This is a genomic window from Pedobacter sp. SYP-B3415, from assembly GCF_004138205.1.
In the GTDB taxonomy this organism is placed as follows: domain Bacteria; phylum Bacteroidota; class Bacteroidia; order Sphingobacteriales; family Sphingobacteriaceae; genus Pedobacter.
Map to the genome: position 1 here is coordinate 1 of NZ_RXNQ01000008.1, position 19,479 is coordinate 19,479.

Sequence of the window (19,479 nt, forward strand, 5' to 3'; positions counted from 1 at the left end):
AGAGAAGTTAAGCCCGCCAGAGCCGATGGTACTGCGGTAACACGTGGGAGAGTAGGTCGGTGCCAAATCTTATCAATATGGCCTTAGCATTCACTTGCTGAGGCCTTTTTGTTTCTATACAAATCCAAATACTACTGCTTGACCACCGCCGGTGGATGTTAAAAAATGTCAAATCTAAACCTGCGTTCATCCGAAAGCACCTATAATCCGTACTTTTGTGTTTAAACTATACCCATGAAACTGAAAAGATTAATTATAACAGCGTGCTTCGCCTGCTTTGGCTCGCTGACCTTCGCACAGAGCAAAGATGTCAAACTTCCGGCCAACTGGTTCAATCTTGATCTCACCGAAAATGGCTTCTTTGGTATCAGTACTGAAAAAGCATACAGAGAACTTCTTAAAGATAAAAAGCCCAAGGAAAAGATCGTAGTGGCCGTTATAGATGGTGGTACAGACATCGGGCACGAAGACCTTAAGAATGTGTTATGGACCAATAAAAAGGAAATTCCCGGTAACGGCAAAGATGATGATGGCAACGGCTATGTCGACGACATTCATGGCTGGAATTTCATCGGATCAAAGGATGGTAACCTGGCCTATGATAACCTTGAGCTGGTTCGGTTGCTGCGCATCTACGCGCCCAAATATCAAAGTACATTGAACTCAACCCCGCTTGACAGCACGCAGAAAGAAGAGTTCGCGCTGTACAAAAGGATGACTTCAGATTACGGAAAAAAATATCAGGATGCCTATCAGACCTTCAGTGTCATTCAGGCCATCAATAAGGTGATCGACTCTGTGGCGCTCGCGGTTAAAAAGCCGGTGCCGACTATGCAGGATATTGAGAACTTTAAAGCCGGCGATGAGATGGAAGAACAGGTCAAAACGATCATCCGCCGTGGTTCGAAAGAAGATGGCAGCTTTGAAAAGTTCTACAAGAGCATGAAGAAGGCATATAAGGACTATGAAGTTATGCTCAATTATAACCTCAATCCGAAATATGATGAACGCGCTAAGCTTGTCGGCGATGATTATAGCAACGCAAGCGAACGTCATTATGGCAACAATGATGTAAAGGGGCCTAATGCAGATCATGGTTCTCACGTAGCGGGCATCATCGGAGCGGAAAGAAACAACGGCAAAGGAATCAATGGCGTTGCGAATCATGTCAGCATTATGGTTGTACGCGTTGTACCAGAGGGCGATGAGCGCGATAAGGACGTGGCAAACGGTATTCGTTATGCTGTTGACAACGGTGCACGTGTAATCAATATGAGTTTTGGAAAGGCTTACAAATGGAACAAACAGGTTGTAGATTCTGCCGTGAAATACGCCGAGCAAAAAGGCGTGCTTCTTGTTCATGCAGCTGGTAACGAAAATCAGAACAATGACATCGAGTCAAACTTCCCGAATAAGTATTATGAAAGCCCGGAAGCTCTCGCCTACGAGAAGGCGCATAAAAAGACTGTCGCACCCATCCGTCTGCCGGTTGCGCCTTCACCCAACGGCATGCAGCCAAGGCCTAATCCCGCTGCTGCCCTGAAGGTCCAGGTCGACTCTGCAAAGTTCAAACTTCCGTACGCGAGCAACTGGATCGAAGTTGGCGCCAGTGCCTACGCTGACAATGAAGATCTCAAAGCGTCCTTCTCAAATTATGGCAAGTATTCGGTCGATGTATTTGCTCCTGGATTTATGATCAATTCAACTGTGCCAGGTTCTAAATATGAGGAGTTTGATGGAACCAGTATGGCTTCGCCTGTTGTGGCTGGTCTCTCTGCGCTGATTCTTTCTTATTATCCAAAATTAACGCCTGCACAGGTACGGGAGATTTTAATGAAATCAGTTGTCAAAGTCAATCATAAGGTCAAATACAAGAACGAACGCGATGAGACGGTTCGCGTTCCATTTGCTGACATATGTGTGAGCGGTGGTGTAGTTAACGCCTACCAGGCGCTGAAACTTGCTGCTACATATTAACAAACTATAGAAGTTACATCAAGCCTGCGGCCATCGGCCCGCGGGCTTTTTTTATGACAGAGATTTAATGAAGCCGTTGATCGTAGAAAACATGATTTCCCGATCCCGTAGCCAGCCAATCAGGTTATCCATCCGGGCGATCATTAGTTTTCCGGTGTTTCGCCGAACGTAGGCCGGAAAACCGAAACGATGGCGGTCAGTCAGATCAGTAAATTCCCAGGGATGGAAATAGATGTTCAGATAGCCATCTTTTCGCAGTGTGCGCAGCGCCAGTTTCTTATATAGCCAAAGGGGCAGATTATGAAACGACAGCCAGAACAAGGGGAATCGTAAAAGCGGAGTAACCGAGGCAGGAAGCTGTAAAACGCCTTCCTTGAAAAAATGAGTTCTCGATACGCCCAGGTTATTATATCGCCCGGGAAGAAAGGTGGGGTTGATCGAGGAATTGTAGCTGTACCCGGCCTTCGCAATTTCCCGTTCATCAACGGGCATCATACGTGCCATTCTGTAACCGGAAACCGGGTTTCCCGAAAGACGTTCAAGCTCAATCCTGGATTCGAGCAGATGGGCGGTTTTGAAGTCTGAGTGGTAGTAGCCATGTGAAGCAAACTCATGTCCGGAGCTGATAATCCGTTCAATCAGGTCAGGTATCTCCCGTGCAAACACTACTGTGCAGAAAAATGTCGCTTTGATACGGTGTTTTTCCAGCAAATCCAGAATGGCTACAGTTCCTTCACGGGAAATGCTGATCTGATCAGAAAAACTAATTTGTTTGCCGTATTCAAACGGCATGTCAAATTCTTCTATGTCAAAACTCAGCAGTATCATGGCAATGTAAAAGGTAAGGCAGATGAACGGATGATGTAGTTTGGCCTGCTTTTACTTTGCATGAACATCTTACCCACATAAATGCCGATTATACCAAGAATGATCAGCTGCAGACCACCAAAAAACACAATGGTCATAATTACCGATGCCCAGCCAGACACTTCTACCCCGGTGTAAAAGGCATAGATCACATACGGTACATAGAGTACTGAAGCAAGCGAAAAGATGAAACCAAGATACACCGCTGTATACAGGGGTTTAATGCTGAATGACGTAACCCCGTGAAGCGCCAGCCGCATCATTTTTTTTAGTGTGTACTTGCTTTTGCCAGAGAAGCGTTTCGCCGGCGTATAACGAAGCGCGTACTGCTTAAAACCCAGCCATTTTACCAGGCCGCGTAAAAAAGGCTCGCTTTCCTGGAAGTTTCTGAAGACATTCACTACCTTCTTGTCAAGCAGTCTAAAGTCTGCAGCACCGGCCTCCAGCTCAATATCTGACAAGGAGTTGAGCAGTTTGTAAAACATGCTCGATGAGCCGCGTTTGCGTTTAGACAGATCCCGGTCATCTTCACGGACTGTGTATACAACCTCGTAACCCGCTTCCCACTTGCTCAACAGGTCTGGTATCACCTCCGGTGGATGCTGCAGGTCGCAATCCATGCTGATCACACAATCGCCGCCTGCATGATCAAGGCCCGCCTTTACAGCAAGCTGGTGACCAAAGTTTCGGGAAAATTCCAGATAATATACATTTTCGTTCGTTTTACGCAAGGTATTGATCACATCAAGCGAAGCATCTGCACTGCCATCATCTACAAAAAGAAGTTCGTAACGGTAATTGAGGTCACCGAAGACCTCATCTATCCTTGCAGCCAGAACCGGAATGTTGTCTGATTCATTGAATGAAGGAATAACTATGGAAACCAGCTTTTTCACTTCGTAAAATCTAATAAGACATTATACCGTCCTGAATGTATACTCAATCCCTTGACGAATGTCACCTTAACGTTCAGATCTCTTGCTGCCTGTTTGAAAAAATCCGGATCGATCTGCAGCAGGCCCTGTTTTTTTGTTTTACGGTAATCAGAAAACAAAGCATAGGTTATAAAACGGGCAAATTTCAATGCATATCCGTTTTTCAGCGCTTGCAGGACAATACTGCCGATGTCTGAGAACATCGAGTGGCCCGTTGGTATCACATCAGCCAGAAGACATACAAATTTCTGTGTCTCCGATGCTGCTTTGAGCGCTACAAGCAACCCCTTGACTTCTTCTACAGAACGGTAATATTGCAGCACACTCAGCATAACAACTCGTGTAATCTGCTTACGCTCTATAACCTTTATATAGTACTCAAAATCGTATGCCGCACTCAAACTAAACTCAACATTTTGCGCGTCAGAAAAGCGCAGCCTGCAGGCGTCTACGTAAGCAGAAGAAATGTCTGTGCCATGGATATACGCATAATGATCTTTAAGTAAACCTGTGAGGAAACCCGGGCCGCAACCAAGATCAAGCAACCTTTCGGTTTTTTTGCCAGGATATTCAGCTTCAAGTTTGTCTGCAAAATAAGCTGTTGAACGCAGCATGATCTCATCAAAACCAGATGGATTCGTTTTCCAGAAATGTTCCCATTCTGAAGGTGTCTGCTGCTTAATAACGGTGCTCATTGATATTTGGCTGGTTCAGGTAGTCCTGATCACGGGACGAAGTTAAAAAATTGGCAAATAATACCCGGCCCGCAATATCAAACCAAATAAGAATACACGGAAGTGCTTTAAGCGCATAGGGTTTTACATACTCCTCACGAACAAACCTGGGAAAAAGATCAGATGGGGAGAAACTGGTTAAAAGGATAGCAAAAATCAGCAGGCTGATTGTGTATGGGTTCTTGGGCACTAAAGTGAACCAAATGGCAACGCCCACAAATGCGATGATATAAGTCGGAGATTCAACGTTTGTATTAAATAGGACCAGGCAAAGCAAAACATAACAAAGAGTCATGAGCCTGTATTGTAGCGAAATGTGTTGCTTGTACCGCAGCAAGGCAAATCCCAGCAGAATGGCTGCGATAAGGCATCCGTACAGCACATTGACATGCAGCCCCGTGGTTCGTCTCAAAAAGCCAAAAAACGAAATATCGGCCATGTCGCTTCCCTGGTTATACGAATTTTTAAGAACGAGCGACTGATACCAGTCGCGATAGGCATTCCAGACAAAGTCGAGATTTGAAAGGATGGCGGGCAGAACAACGAATGTGATGAAAATGCCCACGAACGTTCCTATAAAACGCCACTTGTGTCTGATAAAGAAAAAGAAGGCAAGTCCGACAATTCCGTACAATTTCGTGAAAAGTCCCAGCATCATTGACACTGTGGCCGGAAACAAGCGTTGACGCTCCAGATAACAGAAACTGAGTACGATAAAACCTGTGATGGCAACATTGAACTGCACAGAAAGCAGCGCCGTAAGCAGCTCATGCGAGCAGATCCAGAGAATAATCTTGCGCTTGTATTCGGAGACAGGCAGTTGCCAGATGGCATAAAAAAGGACGGCCGTATTAAAGATATTCCACAAGATAACCCCGGCCCAATCCGGCAGTAAGGCGAATGGCGCAATAATGACCGCAAAAAATGGCCCGTAATGGTTACTGTCAAGATACTCGGCAGGGTATTCGGGATATAGGGGCTGGAGCCGCAGGCTATGCCAGAATGTGTATTTGAAAATCAGGTAATTGTTGATAGCGTGATTCAGATATTGTTTGAGCGCCGAACCGGCAGCGAGCGTCAGATACACCACCAGAAGTGTCGTCCTGCTCATCAGCAAACCAGATATCTTTCCGCCGAGCGTATTCAGAAAAATTCGAGCCATAAAATTGCAGCAAGATATGTATTTTAATTGTGACAAAAAAAATTGGATTGTCTTTTGGCCGCGTACGGTACAGAGAAAAAACATTTCACGCGCCGCCGTATTGTTAAATTGTTTTAGCAATATATAATTCTTAGTATCTTGGATGCTCCTGACCAAATGTATTTGCTAAAATTTAACCACACACAAATGAAAACCATTAAAATTCTTGCGGTTCTGCTGATTTTGATCGGCCAGACCGGCTTTGCACAAAAAACTGATTATAAGGAACGGATCAACCTGATCAGAAAAAATATTCAAACTGTATTTTATGAACCGGAGTCGGGACTCTACTTCGAAAAAGACCAGGTAAAAGCCCGTGAACGGAAGTATTCGTTTCTTTGGCCGCTTTGCGCGCTGATGGATGGCGCAAACGAGGTCGATGTGCTCAAACTCGGCACGCCTTACCTGCCAGGTGTGATGAAGGCAATAGAACGTTATGATGCCAAAGATGAAGCCATTCCCGGTTACCGCTCTTATCTGGCCGATGCCGGTCGCGACAGCAGGTTTTATGATGACAACCAATGGCTTGGCATTACCGCGGCAGAAAATTATGTGCGCACCAAAGACAAACGCTATCTGGAACTCGCTAAAAAGATCTACCTTTTTATGATGAGCGGTTACGATGAAAAAGCAGGCGGCGGACTGTATTGGCAGGAAGATAAAAAGGATACAAAAAACACCTGCAGTAATGGACCCGGCGTACTTGTGGCTTTAAAATTATACCAGATTACCAAAGAAAAAAAATACCTGGATACCGCTGTGCTGTTGTACAACTGGACAAAGAAAAATCTGCAGGATACCGATGGCTTATATTTTGACAATGTAAGAATTCCATCACTTGAGGTTGACAAGAGGAAATACACCTACAATACCGGTACAATGATTAACTCAGCGGCAATCCTGTACCAACTGACAAAAGACAAAACATACCTGGAAGAAGCAAGACATGTAGCGGCTGCGGGCAAAGCTTTTTTCTATAAGGATGGGAAATTGCCCGGCCATTACTGGTTCAATGTGGTCATGCTGCGTGGCTATCTTGAATTGCATAAAATCGACAAGAACCCTGCTCATCTCGACTTTTTTATAAAAGATGCTGAGCGCGTATGGAATACTGAACGCGACAGCAATGGCCTGATTGGCCGCCAGAAAGTAAAGTCGCTCATAGATCAGGCGGCGATGCTTGAGTTTTACGCGCGACTTGCACAACTATAAACTATCAGGGGTCTCCGGAAAATTTCCGGAGGCCCCGTCTTCAAAAGCCAAAGATACTGCGGCTACGGCTTCTTGTCTTTTTGCCGGTAAGCATACCGAAAATTCCCCGGACAATTTCCTTCCCGATTTGCCTGGTAATCGTGGCACCCATGATTTCTTCGATTAAACTCTTTTCACCCTCTACTGGTCTGACAGGTTGACCTTGTTCCGCCCGTTCCGCTTGGCCGGAAGTTTTTTTGTCTTCAGAAGCGTTCAGGCGCCGGGTTAGAATTTCATAAGCACTTTCAGGATCTACCGGTTCACGGTAACGCGCGCCGATAGTGCTGGTCGCAATGAGCGATTCCGTTTCAGCCCCGGTTAGTGGTCCCATGTTCGCCCGCGGCGGTGCGAGCATGGTTGCCGCAACCTCTGTAGGTATCCCTTTTTCATTTAATACCGTAATCAGCGCCTGACCGGTGCCCAGCCCCGTCAGAAGCTCATCAATCTTATAAAAATCTGACTTCGGGTAAGTCTTTACTGTTTTTGTTAGGGCCTCGGCATCATTCGGTGTAAATGCCCGAAGCGCGTGCTGAATACGGTTACCAAGTTGGGAAAGAACGCTTTGCGGAATATCAGCGGGCGCCTGCGTACAGAAGAAGATACCAACGCCTTTCGAACGGATCAGCCGGATAACGGTTTCAATCTGCTCCATGAAAGCTTCAGAAGCATTTTTAAACAGAAAGTGTGCCTCGTCAAAGAAAAAAACAAGTTTGGGCTTGTCGGGATCGCCTGCTTCAGGAAGGCTATTGTAGATTTCTACCAGCAGGCTTAGCAAAAATGTCGAATAAAGCAGGGGTTGATTTTGAACATCGGCTATATTTAACAGGCTGATCACCCCTTTACCATCCACCCGCTGCAGAAGATCGGTGATGTCAAAGGAGGTTTCTCCGAAAAGGTTACTCAGTCCCTGCTGTTCAATTGCCGCGATCTTACGCAGAATTGTTCCGGCGGTAGCCGTAGAGATGCTGCCATACTCTGCCCGTATCTCTGCCGCTCCGGGACCATCTGACAAATAAGACACAAGTTTTCTCAGGTCTTTAAGGTCAATAACGGGAAGCCGGTTGTCATCAGCATACTTGAAGAGCATAGCAAGCACCCCTGTTTGTGTTTCATTCAGATCAAGGACTTTAGCAAGTAGTACGGGCCCGAATTCGATTGCCGTAGCCCGCATAGGCGCACCGAGCTTTCCGGAAAGAGAATAAATTTCAACCGGGAAACCCACAGGGTTAAATGGTTTGTTCAGCAATGCCGCCCGTTCAGCAATTCTGGGGTTTGAGGCCCCGGCCTTGTTTAGTCCTGACAAGTCACCTTTGACATCGAGCATAAATACCGGTACGCCGGCGTCAGAAAGCTGCTCCGCGAGCAGCTGCAGCGTCCGGGTTTTGCCCGTGCCGGTGGCGCCAGCAACGAGCCCGTGCCTGTTCATCATGCGCAGGGGAATATTTATCTCAGCATCTGCATATACAGTACCCTGCAGAATTCCTGCACCCAGGTACAGAGATGCATCAGCAGAAGGGTATGATGTTTTGATTTTTTCAATAAAAGATGTTGACTCGTTATTCATAGAAAGATGGTTGATGCAGGCAATTTAATAAACTCTGCCCGATTCTGCAGCGCGCCGTTATTTACGCCCTGTATGATATAAAAAAGCCGGAATTGCTCCCGGCTTCTTGTTAAGGTCTTACTTTTTCTTCTTCACATAAGTCTCGAGCCAGGTGTCCTGTTCCCAGAGCGTATGTAAAATATTTTCCTTGCCGCGGTAACCATGCGCTTCATACGGCAGGAATACGAACCGCGTAGTACCGCCGGCACCTTTTATCGCATTGAACAGACGCTCGCTGTTAATAGGGAAAGTACCCGGATTATCATCAGAGTCGCCATGTATCAGCAGGAGTGGTGTCTTGATTTTATCTGCATAACTGAACGGGCTCATTTCATAATATAATTTGGGTGCCTGCCAGTAGGTACGTTCTTCGTTTTGAAAACCGAAGGGGGTCAGCGTTCGGTTGTACGCACCGCTTCTGGCGATGCCTGCAGCAAATAAATTTGTATGCGCAAGGAGGTTTGCCGTCATGAAGGCACCATAGCTATGGCCTCCGACAGCCATCCGTTTCGGATCGCCAACACCCATTTCAGTCAATTTGCCGATGGCTGCTTCTGCGTTTAACTTCAGCTGTTCAACAAAGGTGTCGTTAGGGCGCTTGCCGTCTTTGGCAACAATGGGCATTTCGGCATTATCAAGAACAGCATATCCCCGGGTTACCCAGTAAATCGGGGAGCCCCAGCTGATTGCTGTAAATCTGTGTTGTGAGCCGCGTACCTGTGCCGCATCTGCCGCCGAGTTAAACTCGCGCGGGTAAGCCCAGATCAGGGTAGGTAAGGCACCATCCTTTTCCTTGTCATATCCTTTGGGCAGATAAAGATCGCCCGTCAGGTCTACGCCGTCAGCACGTTTGTAAGCTACCTTTTGGCGGCTTATGCCCTCGAGCGAAGGATATGGATTTTTGAATTCTGTAACAGGCCTGTCTGCAATACGCAGTACCAGGTTCTTCAGAAAATAGTTCGGAACCAGCTGCTGGCTTTCGCGCCGCGTCAGCAGCACCAATTTATCAGGATCAATAACTTCTGCTACATATTCATACGTGCTTTCTGCAGAACGCCAGATGATCTCATTTTTCCGGCTTGCAAGATCAAATTTTGCCAGAAAGGGAAGATCGCCTTTCGAAGAGGAACCTGTCTGGTTATTCATTAACAACTTTGTTCCGTTGTCGGTCGTTTTGATCACTTCCCTGCCAAATTTGTTTTTTGTGGTAACAGGTGTTCCCGGATCATTGTAAGCGTCTGTCTGGTTCCGGCTGTATAAGACCTCCATATTGCCGCTAGCCGGGTCAAAGCGGTTTACGGTGACGGTTTGTTTACTTCTGAGTCCTTCGGTCACAAGCGCGAGGTGTTCATCGCCCCAGGTTACGCTGCGAAAGCGGCTTTTTGTCTTGAACAGCGATTTTGGTTCGCCTGAAAAAGGAGCTGCAAGCGCGAGAACTTCGTCATGGAAATCAACAGCCTTTTTAATCAGGCCACTGTCTAAAGGCTGGGCCCAGGTTATGGTTGCCGGTTCATCGTCGCGCCAGTCAAATGCGCGCGCTACGTTTTGCGTATTGTCGTAACCAGAGGGTGTCCCTTCACTTGACGGAAGAACGGCCAGTTCTTGTACCGGTTTTCCGTTCAAATCGGTGATGCGAACTGTTGAAGGGAATCCGTACGCTGAAACCAGGTAAGAAAAAGGCCTGCGAATGGTTCTGGAAAGCAGGTATTTTTTATCAGGCGACAGGGCAGTGCTCAGGTACATGGCGGGCTGCCCTATTGATTTTTCTGTGGTTCCATCGCCTTTAACCAGCTGTGAGGTAGCAAAAAATGCGAACAGCTGCTCGTCAAATGGAGAACGGATCAGGTCCTGGTAAGTTGCGCTTGGGGCAGCCTTTCCGAGGTTTTGCTGCACGGCTGGTCCGGTGGGCATTAATGGCCGCTTAGGGGCGGCAGTGGCCGGTTGTGTTGCAATACGGTACAACAATTCTTTGTCATTGATCCAGCTAATGCCATTGCCAAGTACAACATTCAGGTATTGTTTATTAATCTTTACTGCCTTTTTCGTGGTTACATCGATCACATAGAGATCGACGCCTTTTTGTGTTGTATTGGTTACGGCGATACGCTTCCCTGAAGGACTCCAGATCGCATTGCCTGCAAACAAGGGTTTCGGCAGGCCCGTCACCGTGAATGTCTGACCGCTCTTCAAATCTTTCAGGCTGAACCCACTAACAAAAACCTGCCTGCTTGGCGAATAGTTAGCCGGGTTTAAACGCATACCGGCAATGCGATACTCCGGTTGTGCGAGTTCTTCTACCGAAGGATAAGAAGTACGCTCGGAAAAGAGAAGCCATTCTCCGTCACTACCCAGACTGACCCCCGGCGTAGGCGCGGCAAGAACAAGGTCGGTGATTTCTTTTGGCGGACGCTGATAGCCCTGGCTTTCCTGTCCGTTAGCCTGTGAGGCAAACAGCAAAGCCGCGATTGCAAAAAGCAACTGTAGTTTTTTATGCATAGCAGATTAGTTTGATCGAATGATAAAGATCAAAAAAATGCCGGCAGATTTTATCATGTAATCTGAACTTTACATCCGCCGGCAGGCGAAAAAAAAAAGCCCCGCAGCTGATCTGCAGGGCTGATGTTTACTTAAACGTACGGAAGTCCTGACCGTCGCTTATATTCAGAAGGCTTTCATAGATCAGCCTGATCACATTATCTACATCTTCTTTATGGATCATTTCGACAGTGGTATGCATATACCGCAAAGGCAACGAAATCAGCGCAGATGGTACGCCGCCGTTTGAATAGGCGAAGGCATCGGTATCTGTACCTGTCGATCTTGAGGAAGCCTGACGCTGAAAGGGAATCTGGTGTTGCTCTGCCGTGCGGATGAGCAGTTTGTTCAGATTCGTTTGAACAGCCGGAGCATAAGAAACAACCGGACCGCGGCCACAGGCCAGATCGCCCTGCGTAACTTTGTTGATCATTGGTGTGCCTGTATCGTGCGTCACGTCTGTAACAATCGCTACATTTGGTTTAATTCGCTGTGCAATCATTTCTGCCCCTCTCAGCCCTATTTCTTCCTGCACGGAATTAACAATGTAAAGGCCAAATGGAAGCTTTTTGCCGTTTTCTTTTAGCAGGCGCGCAACTTCTGCAATCATGAATCCTCCGATACGGTTATCCAGCGCGCGGCCAACGTAATACCGGTTGTTCAGAACCATGAACTCATCTTCATATGTGATTACGCAGCCAACATGAATACCCAGTTTTTCGACTTCCTCTTTAGAGGTACAGCCGCAATCAAGGAAAATATTTTTCAGTTGGGGTCCTTCTTCTTTTTCGCCATGACGCGTATGGATAGCCGGCCAGCCGAATACCGCTTTAACAATGCCCTGATCGGTGTGAATGTTTACCCGTTTTGACGGTGCAATCTGATGGTCGGAGCCTCCATTACGGATTACGTAGATCAATCCCTCGTTGGTGATGTAATTTACAAACCACGAAATTTCATCAGCATGCGCCTCGATTACGACTTTGTATGGTGCATCAGGGTTGATGACGCCCACAGCGGTTCCATAGTTATCTGTGAAATATTCGTCGATGTAGGGTTCCAGGTAATCCAGCCACATGCGCTGGCCTGCCCATTCAAACCCTGTAGGTGATGGGTTATTGATATAACTTTCTAAAAAGTTCAGCGACTTTTCAGTCACTACCGTTTTGTGCGGATTTTTTTCGTCTTTTTTCTTCGCCATAATATTTAAAATACCTCGCCACTGCCTGTTAACTATTAAACAGTTTTTCCATGATTACAAATCTGATACCAGCCGTTTCATAACTTTCGCCCGTAGAACTGAAATCAAAACGTTGATAAAATGGCAGTGCGGTTTCCCGCGCATTGCACCAAAGTCTTTGGGCGCCGTTTTCGCGGCAGTAGCCGATTACGTGGTTTAGCAATTTGCTGCCAAATCCCTTCCCCTGTTCGGCGGTGGCAGTAGCAAACTTACGAAATTGAAAATCATTCAAATGTTGAAAAACCGAAACTACAGATACCAGGCTGCCCTGATCATTAAACAGGCCAAAATGAATGCCTTCTTCGTCGGCCGGCAGCCTGACGTACTCAGGAGGATGGCCGGGGTACATAACCGTATGGCGAAGTGCCCATGTTGCTGATGCTGGTATCGTTTTTATGGTTTCCACTACAAAATAAAACTGGCGCCTATGCGGCCACCAAAATAAAAAGTTGTGTCTTCTCCGTCTGTAGCTATTCCTGGTGCCAGAGAAAGATCGAATGTAAACTTGCGGCCCAATCTTGTCTGGAAACCCCACTGCGGCGCAAGACTTAATTGATAGCCATTTAGAAAGTCCCGCTCGCTGCCTATATAAAGCGTCGCCTCGGCACCAACATACCCGGCTGAGTTATTTATGGTAGCTTTACCTTTTTTTACTCTGCGTTCGAAATTGTAATAATGTCGTAAGCCCGTGTACACCGTCGGAAGAAGTAAAATCCGGCTTTCTTCTACAACCTGGAAGGAGGGAACCATATTTCCGTCGTAAGTTAAAATGCCTGTTTGTTGGAAGGTGTACCCGGTCTCAATTCCGCCTGCAAAATACACAGATGTGATACGGCCGATCTTTTGTTCGCGCTCAAAGCTCAGGCCTAATAGTGTGAGCCTTATTTTATTAAGTGACGAAACTTCGCCTGGCTGTTCAGCTTTTTGCTGCGCGTGAACTAAGCCCGGAAACAGAAGAGAAAAAAAGATTGAGATCGTTCAGAGCGCTTGTTTAGATGTCATGTTGTCTGTTTGTCTTTTGATTTATAAAACTGGTAAATGAGTATGTTTACAACAACGATCGCTGCGCTTCCGAAATTGAACAGCGCCCAGCCACCCTGGTCCCAGAGCCATAAGCCCAATGCCGATCCGATACTGGCGCCGATAAAGCTGACAGACATAAAAATGGTGTTCAGCCGGTTCCGGGCTTCCGGCGCAATGGTATAAATTCTTGTCTGGTTGGTAACATGAATGGCCTGCTGACCGATGTCGATCAGAATTATTCCCAGCACGAAGAGGTAAACGTTAGCGCCGGTAAAATAAAACAGGGCGATACTTACAAGCTGAAGAACAAAGCCGATGAGCAGGTTGCGGCGCGGGTTATTTCCACCGCTTAATTTTCCTACGAGCGGAGCCGCCAGCGCACCGGCTGCACCCGCGATTCCGAACAGTCCTATTTCAAGGGTTTGCAGGCTGTATGGCGGATTTGCCAGGTAGAGCACCATTACTGTCCAGAATGCACTGATGATTGCAAAGGCAAGAAAGTTAATTAAGGATGCTTCCCTTAAAAGAGATTCGGTTTTTATATACCGAAACATTGAAGTCATCAGATTTCCGTATGACCCTCTGAATGCAGGCTGACTTTTTGGGAAACGGGCGGCCATTAACAGGATAAGTAAAACGCATATTCCTGCTGCCAGATAATAGACGGCGCGCCAGCCCATCCAGAAACCGATGCTGCCGCTCACCGCACGGGAAGCAAGGATACCAACAAGTAGTCCGCTCATCACAACCCCTATGTTCTGGCCACGGTTCCGGTCATCACTGAGATTCGCAGCCATGGGCAGGATAAGTTGGGGAACAATTGAGCAGGCACCGATGAGAAAACTTACCACCTGCAGCAGTAGAAAACTTTTTGCAACTGCAGCCAGGATAAGCGCGCCGGCTGCCAGGCCGGTAATAACCAGAATCTGGCGCTTGCGTTCAAACATGTCGCCAAGAGGCACGAGGAGAAATAAGCCAAGGGCATAACCAGCCTGCGTCAGATAGGTAATCTTACCGGCAACATGTTCGGGAATTCCGAAATCATGTGCAATAAGAATAACCAGGGGCTGGCAATAGTAAATGTTTGCAACGATAAGGCCGGTACAAACGGCCATCAGCAGAATGGTGGATCTGGATAAGCTAACTGAAGAAGTGTTCATGCGCTAAAGCGGAATATTACCATGTTTTTTGCGTGGCAGGTTTACCACTTTGTTTTCGAGCATGCTGAAAGCGCGGATTAGTTTAATGCGGGTCTGCGCAGGATCAATTACTTCGTCAATAAACCCGCGTTCGGCCGCCCGGTAAGGATTGGCAAAGGTGTCTGAATATAATTTTTCTTTCTCCGTCCATTTTTCTGCCGGATCTGCAGCGGCGTTTATCTCGCGTTTGAAAATAATTTCCGCTGCTCCTTTTGCGCCCATGACGGCAATTTCTGCGCTTGGCCATGCATAGTTCATGTCTGCGCCAATGTGTTTGGAGTTCATTACATCATAAGCGCCGCCATACGCTTTCCGGGTAATCACGGTGATCCTGGGAACGGTCGCTTCACTGAAAGCATAAAGCAGCTTGGCACCATTGCTGATAATACCGTTCCACTCCTGGTCGGTACCCGGCAAAAATCCCGGAACGTCTTCGAAAACCAGTAAAGGGATATTGAAACAGTCGCAAAAACGGACAAACCGGGCCGCTTTTACAGATGCGTGATTGTCAAGTACACCAGCCAGGTACGCAGGCTGGTTAGCCACCACGCCGATGCTGCGGCCTGCAAGCCTTGCAAAACCTACAACAATGTTCTCAGCATAATCCTTGTGTACTTCGGTGAAGGAGCCGGTGTCAGTTACACCGCTTATCACATCGCGGATATCGTAAGGCTGCGAGGCATTTGCCGGAATCAGGTCATTCAGGGCGGGCCGTAATTCATCTGCCTGTACATACGGAGCAGCTGCAGGCTTTTCCTCACAATTTTGTGGCATGTAAGCAAGCAGGTTTTTTACCTGGTTAATGGCTTCGATCTCATTTGCGCAGGCAAAATGGGTCACACCCGATTTTGTTGCATGCGTTGATGCGCCGCCAAGCTCTTCGGCAGATACCTGCTCATGCGTCACCGTTTTAACAACGTTTGGTCCGGTAACAAACATGTACGAAGTGTTTTCAACCATCAGGATAAAGTCGGTTATGGCTGGTGAATAAACTGCTCCGCCCGCACACGGCCCCATGATAACAGACAATTGGGGTACAACGCCCGATGCCTGGACATTGCGGTAAAAAATATCAGCGTAACCGCCGAGCGATACAACGCCTTCCTGTATCCTTGCCCCGCCGCTGTCGTTCAGACCGATGAGCGGCGCCCCGTTTTTTAATGCGAGATCCATGATCTTGCAGATCTTTTCAGCATGTGTTTCTGAAAGGGAACCGCCGAAAACGGTAAAATCCTGCGAAAAAACGTAAGTAAGGCGCCCGTTTACAGTGCCGTAGCCGGTAACCACACCGTCTCCCGGATATTTCTCATTCTGCATGCCAAAATCCGTGCTCCGGTGTGTTACAAACATGCCGATTTCTTCGAAAGACCCGGCGTCCATCAGAAAATGGATGCGCTCACGGGCCGTAAGTTTGCCTTTTTTGTGCTGAGCTTCAATACGTGCCTCGCCTCCGCCTTTTAGGGCTGCTTCCTGTTTTTCTTTGAGCACCTCGAGTTTTTGCTTCATGTGTTTGTGAGTTTTACCAGCGATATTGCAGCCTGGCTGTAAAGACGTCGTCACGGACGTCTGATGTATAGTTTTCGAGGGCTGTGTTTTCGTTCACCACGTGCTCGTTGTAAAGCGTAAATTTTATGCGTTCACCGATCAGGTAGGTGAGTCCATAGCCCAGTGTGCTGTATTTAATATCTCCGGCCGTAGTAAAATTACCGGTCTGGCCGATTTCCTGGTTAGCGAGGTCTTTGTTCGGGTCATAGACATCGTAAGCCAGTAAGGCCGAAAGTTTTGTATTTACGATCTGATGGCTGAGCCAAAAAAAGTACCCGTCAAATTTACGCAGATACAGGTCTGTCTTTGGCTGTGCCGAGAAACTCTGGCTGGATGCCGGACCGTTTACTTCCTCAGAATTCGCAATTCCGGGTTGGTAACCGGTCACGTATTCCGTCTTAAAAATTGTTTCGCCGATAGGGGAGCGGTAGCTAAGCTGCAGGTCAGCACCTACATAGTCCCGCCGCAGGTACAAACCGTTAAAATCGGCGCTGGTATTGGCAATATAGCCGCCTCCCTGACGTGTGAAATAGGTATTGGTGCCATTGCGAACATATCCTTTATAACCAGACACACCAAAACCCAGGTCCAGTTTTTTTCCCGCAAGGCTATCGAACTTAAAAGCAAGATTACCGATCAGATCTTTTTTGTTGTCGTAATCGCGCGCGGTAAGTCCGCTTCCGTTTACAACACCAAGGTTGGCAGTGAGAAATTTTAGCAGGGTTTGCGGTTTGTAAGTAACCATAGCGCCCAGGTCGCGCTCGCGCGGCATCAGCGTCTGAAATACACGCGCCCGTTCAGGAAAATCGCGGTAGCCGGATGAATAAGCGATGGAATGGCCAAAAGGGCGGTTAAACAAACCTGCGGTCAGCATCCACCGGCGGGTGGCAGGCTCATGGATCTGTATGAAACCATCCATCAGCAGAAAGCCGTTTTGCGTGGCATCGATTTGAAAAACGATACTCGTATATTTATCTGCACGGTCTACCTTAAGGCGACCCCGGCGGATCAGGAAACGATTATCGCTGTTTTTCGAGAAATCGCCGGCCGAGAATGAACTGATGCCTGGTGCCGAAGCCTTTTGAAACTGTGTCTGAAAATAGCCTGAAATATGAATTTCATGCGGATCATAACTGGAGGGCGCATTGTTGTTTTGGGCAAGCGAACAAAGCGGCAGGGCAAGCAAAATTGTGGCAATCAGGTTCTTCATCCGGAATCAATCTTCAAAGCCAGCGAAAATACGATTTTTGTATCTGGACATGGCAAATTACATTTTTATTACAGCAAAAAGGTTGAGAATTTGAATTTCCTCTTAAATTTGTAAACAGCACACCAGAGAATATTGGAATGTTTTTAGGAAAATACAAAGTCGTGATTGCCTGTATTTTCATTTTTGTTTTTCTGGCAAAAATGGGGATTTCGGGTGCGCCTGTATTTTTTAAATGTGCAGATAAGAAGTTGATGAACGCGGTGATTATGCAACTTGAACTGGAGCATGGTAACGAGAAGGATTCATCAAAAGAAGCAGGAAGTTATCCTGACTATAAGCTGATCGACTTCCTGTCGCCCGGCATGCATCATCCGATCCTGACGCATATTCAGCTCAACAACAGTTTTATAGACCACAACCGCCGGTATGTGGATCCATACCACCCGACCGTCCCGACCCCGCCGCCCAACGTTGCTTAAGACAACCGGCGCAAGGCTTACGAGGAGCTTTTGTGCCATGTTATTTGTCTTTTCCCAATTTCAACGTGAATTTTTATGCAAAATGATCATGCAGCCCATTCTGGCTCATCACTAAAAAAATATTTTCTTGCCAAAAACCTGAAGAAGGACATACCTTCCAGTATTGTTGTTTTTCTGGTAGCGCTTCCGCTGTGCCTGGGTATTGCACTGGCGTCGGGAGCACCGCTTTTTGCCGGCCTGCTTGCCGGTATTGTTGGCGGTATTGTAATCGGTTCGGCCAGTGGGTCGCAACTCAGTGTAAGCGGACCCGCGGCGGGGCTTACCGTAATTGTTCTTGGAGCAATTACACAACTTAACAACTATCCGATGTTCATGATGGCGGTCATGCTGGCGGGTGCTTTACAGATCGTTCTCGGCCTGATTAAGGCGGGTACCATCGGTAATTATTTTCCGTCGAGCGTAATCGAAGGAATGCTGGCTGCAATCGGCCTCATCCTTATTCTCAAACAGCTTCCGCATGCGCTGGGTGTTGATTCCGATTTTTTTGGCGATGAGGGCTTTTTTCAACGTGATCACGAAAACACGTTTTCTGCTATTCAAACTGCACTCGGTCACTTCAGCCTGGCTGCAATTGTGATCAGCAGTGTGTCTATTGCTATTCTGCTTTTATGGCCGAAGATCAAGGCCGTGAGTATTGTTCCTGCACCGCTGATCGTTGTGGTAGTGGGCATTGCGCTGAGCCTGGTTTTCAAGGGCTCTGCAAATGCTTTGCGGCCTGAGCAGCTTGTTGCCCTGCCGGTTATAAATGGCTGGGATGAATTTACAGGCCTGTTCCGGATGCCGGACTTTTCCTCCATTACCAATCCGAAGGTTCTGGTCATTGCCGCTACCATTGCAATTGTAGCGAGTCTGGAAAGTCTGCTTAGTCTGGAGGCTATTGATAAGATAGACCCGATCAAACGTGTCTCTCCAACCAACCGTGAACTCGTTGCCCAGGGTTTGGGGAATATGACCAGTGGTTTTCTCGGGGGATTGCCAATTACCTCGGTAATTGTACGCAGTTCGGCCAATACCAATGCCGGCGCGAGAACAAAGCTGTCTGCTATTATGCATGGGTTCCTGCTGCTTTTGTCTTTCCTGTTTATACCAACAATTATCAACATGATTCCGCTGGCCTGTCTTGCGGCGATTCTCCTTGTTACAGGTTACAGGCTGACACGCATTGCCTTGTTTAAACACATGTATCATAAGGGCTGGGACCAGTTTGTTCCGTTTGTGGCTACCGTACTCGCAGTACTTTTTACCGACCTGCTAAAGGGCGTAGGCATAGGTATGGCGGTTTCAATTTTTTACCTCTTGCGGACGAACATGCGCAACCCTTTTTTCTACAAGATCCAGGAAGAAGGCAACAGGAAAAACCTGCGGATCAAACTCGCTGAAGAGGTATCGTTTTTGAATAAAGCCTCCATCCAGGTCATGCTCAATAATATCCCAAAGGAAACGACTGTCACGATCGATGGTACCAATTCCCGTTACATCGATCCGGATGTACTGGAAACCATTTACAATTTCAAACATAATGCCTATACAAAAGGTATTATTGTTGTGCTTGAAAACATCAAAAAACATTACGTCGTCCCGAAAATTAACAGCAACATTAAACAAGAACTAGAAAATTAA

Annotated in this window: 16 protein-coding genes; 4 read left to right on the forward strand and 12 right to left on the reverse strand. The window is 47.2% G+C overall.

Annotation, left to right across the window (positions count from 1 at the left end):
* Nucleotides 1-234 precede the first annotated feature (234 nt).
* A complete protein-coding gene (locus tag EJV45_RS04920) occupies nt 235-1,977 on the forward strand; it encodes a S8 family peptidase (RefSeq protein WP_129714550.1) in 1,743 nt (580 codons plus the stop codon).
* A 51-nt stretch (nt 1,978-2,028) separates the two neighbouring features.
* On the opposite strand, the gene EJV45_RS04925 is transcribed toward EJV45_RS04920, so the two are convergent.
* The 4 genes from EJV45_RS04925 to EJV45_RS04940 are packed head-to-tail and all read right to left on the reverse strand — an operon-like array spanning nt 2,029 to nt 5,675.
* A complete protein-coding gene (locus EJV45_RS04925) occupies nt 2,029-2,805 on the reverse strand; it encodes a polysaccharide deacetylase family protein (RefSeq protein WP_129714551.1) in 777 nt (258 codons plus the stop codon).
* Complete coding sequence (locus tag EJV45_RS04930) at nt 2,802-3,740, reverse strand: glycosyltransferase family 2 protein (protein WP_129714552.1); 939 nt, start codon at nt 3,738-3,740, stop codon at nt 2,802-2,804. The genes EJV45_RS04925 and EJV45_RS04930 overlap by 4 nt, the downstream gene beginning before the upstream one ends.
* A complete protein-coding gene (locus EJV45_RS04935; RefSeq protein WP_129714553.1) occupies nt 3,737-4,474 on the reverse strand; it encodes a class I SAM-dependent methyltransferase in 738 nt (245 codons plus the stop codon). Before EJV45_RS04935 ends, EJV45_RS04930 begins: the two co-directional genes overlap by 4 nt.
* Nucleotides 4,458-5,675 (reverse strand): glycosyltransferase family 87 protein, encoded by a 1,218-nt coding sequence (locus EJV45_RS04940; RefSeq protein WP_240755200.1) that lies wholly within the window; start codon nt 5,673-5,675, stop codon nt 4,458-4,460. The genes EJV45_RS04935 and EJV45_RS04940 overlap by 17 nt, the downstream gene beginning before the upstream one ends.
* Before the next feature lie 186 nt (nt 5,676-5,861).
* On the opposite strand from EJV45_RS04940, the gene EJV45_RS04945 reads away from it, so the two are divergent.
* A complete protein-coding gene (locus EJV45_RS04945; RefSeq protein WP_129714554.1) occupies nt 5,862-6,926 on the forward strand; it encodes a glycoside hydrolase family 76 protein in 1,065 nt (354 codons plus the stop codon).
* A gap of 40 nt (nt 6,927-6,966) precedes the next feature.
* On the opposite strand, the gene EJV45_RS04950 is transcribed toward EJV45_RS04945, so the two are convergent.
* From EJV45_RS04950 to EJV45_RS04985, 8 genes are all read right to left on the reverse strand, one after another.
* Nucleotides 6,967-8,529, reverse strand: a complete 1,563-nt coding sequence (locus EJV45_RS04950; protein WP_129714555.1) for a helicase HerA-like domain-containing protein — start codon at nt 8,527-8,529, stop codon at nt 6,967-6,969.
* 117 nt (nt 8,530-8,646) lie between these two features.
* Nucleotides 8,647-11,064, reverse strand: coding sequence for a S9 family peptidase (locus EJV45_RS04955; RefSeq protein WP_129714556.1), 2,418 nt, complete (start codon nt 11,062-11,064; stop codon nt 8,647-8,649).
* Nucleotides 11,065-11,191: 127 nt separating this feature from the next.
* The gene (locus tag EJV45_RS04960) at nt 11,192-12,304 is read right to left on the reverse strand and encodes a M42 family metallopeptidase (protein WP_129714557.1); all 1,113 of its coding nucleotides are present in this window, start codon (nt 12,302-12,304) and stop codon (nt 11,192-11,194) included.
* Nucleotides 12,305-12,332: 28 nt separating this feature from the next.
* Nucleotides 12,333-12,749 (reverse strand): GNAT family N-acetyltransferase, encoded by a 417-nt coding sequence (locus tag EJV45_RS04965; protein WP_240755201.1) that lies wholly within the window; start codon nt 12,747-12,749, stop codon nt 12,333-12,335.
* Nucleotides 12,749-13,165 carry a hypothetical protein gene (locus EJV45_RS04970; protein ID WP_165304980.1) on the reverse strand — a complete coding sequence of 139 codons (417 nt, stop codon included), beginning with the start codon at nt 13,163-13,165 and terminating at the stop codon, nt 12,749-12,751. Before EJV45_RS04970 ends, EJV45_RS04965 begins: the two co-directional genes overlap by 1 nt.
* A 176-nt stretch (nt 13,166-13,341) precedes the next feature.
* Nucleotides 13,342-14,526, reverse strand: coding sequence for an MFS transporter (locus EJV45_RS04975; protein WP_240755202.1), 1,185 nt, complete (start codon nt 14,524-14,526; stop codon nt 13,342-13,344).
* A gap of 3 nt (nt 14,527-14,529) precedes the next feature.
* Nucleotides 14,530-16,071, reverse strand: coding sequence for an acyl-CoA carboxylase subunit beta (locus tag EJV45_RS04980; protein WP_129714559.1), 1,542 nt, complete (start codon nt 16,069-16,071; stop codon nt 14,530-14,532).
* Nucleotides 16,072-16,084: 13 nt separating this feature from the next.
* Complete coding sequence (locus EJV45_RS04985) at nt 16,085-17,320, reverse strand: porin (RefSeq protein ID WP_129714560.1); 1,236 nt, start codon at nt 17,318-17,320, stop codon at nt 16,085-16,087.
* A 137-nt stretch (nt 17,321-17,457) separates the two neighbouring features.
* Here EJV45_RS04985 and EJV45_RS04990 point away from each other — a divergent pair, with 137 nt between their 5' ends.
* The gene (locus EJV45_RS04990) at nt 17,458-17,799 is read left to right on the forward strand and encodes a hypothetical protein (protein ID WP_129714561.1); all 342 of its coding nucleotides are present in this window, start codon (nt 17,458-17,460) and stop codon (nt 17,797-17,799) included.
* Nucleotides 17,800-17,874: 75 nt separating this feature from the next.
* Complete coding sequence (locus EJV45_RS04995) at nt 17,875-19,479, forward strand: SulP family inorganic anion transporter (protein WP_129714562.1); 1,605 nt, start codon at nt 17,875-17,877, stop codon at nt 19,477-19,479.

Excerpts from the sequence above, each read along its gene's own strand:
- EJV45_RS04920 (WP_129714550.1), top strand. The coding sequence starts at position 235 with ATGAAACTGAAAAGATTAATTATAACAGCGTGCTTCGCCTGCTTTGGC.
- EJV45_RS04925 (WP_129714551.1), bottom strand. The coding sequence starts at position 2,805 with ATGATACTGCTGAGTTTTGACATAGAAGAATTTGACATGCCGTTTGAA.
- EJV45_RS04935 (WP_129714553.1), bottom strand. The coding sequence starts at position 4,474 with ATGAGCACCGTTATTAAGCAGCAGACACCTTCAGAATGGGAACATTTC.
- EJV45_RS04940 (WP_240755200.1), bottom strand. The coding sequence starts at position 5,675 with ATGGCTCGAATTTTTCTGAATACGCTCGGCGGAAAGATATCTGGTTTG.
- EJV45_RS04945 (WP_129714554.1), top strand. The coding sequence starts at position 5,862 with ATGAAAACCATTAAAATTCTTGCGGTTCTGCTGATTTTGATCGGCCAG.
- EJV45_RS04950 (WP_129714555.1), bottom strand. The coding sequence starts at position 8,529 with ATGAATAACGAGTCAACATCTTTTATTGAAAAAATCAAAACATCATAC.
- EJV45_RS04955 (WP_129714556.1), bottom strand. The coding sequence starts at position 11,064 with ATGCATAAAAAACTACAGTTGCTTTTTGCAATCGCGGCTTTGCTGTTT.
- EJV45_RS04960 (WP_129714557.1), bottom strand. The coding sequence starts at position 12,304 with ATGGCGAAGAAAAAAGACGAAAAAAATCCGCACAAAACGGTAGTGACT.
- EJV45_RS04975 (WP_240755202.1), bottom strand. The coding sequence starts at position 14,526 with ATGAACACTTCTTCAGTTAGCTTATCCAGATCCACCATTCTGCTGATG.
- EJV45_RS04980 (WP_129714559.1), bottom strand. The coding sequence starts at position 16,071 with ATGAAGCAAAAACTCGAGGTGCTCAAAGAAAAACAGGAAGCAGCCCTA.
- EJV45_RS04985 (WP_129714560.1), bottom strand. The coding sequence starts at position 17,320 with ATGAAGAACCTGATTGCCACAATTTTGCTTGCCCTGCCGCTTTGTTCG.
- EJV45_RS04990 (WP_129714561.1), top strand. The coding sequence starts at position 17,458 with ATGTTTTTAGGAAAATACAAAGTCGTGATTGCCTGTATTTTCATTTTT.
- EJV45_RS04995 (WP_129714562.1), top strand. The coding sequence starts at position 17,875 with ATGCAAAATGATCATGCAGCCCATTCTGGCTCATCACTAAAAAAATAT.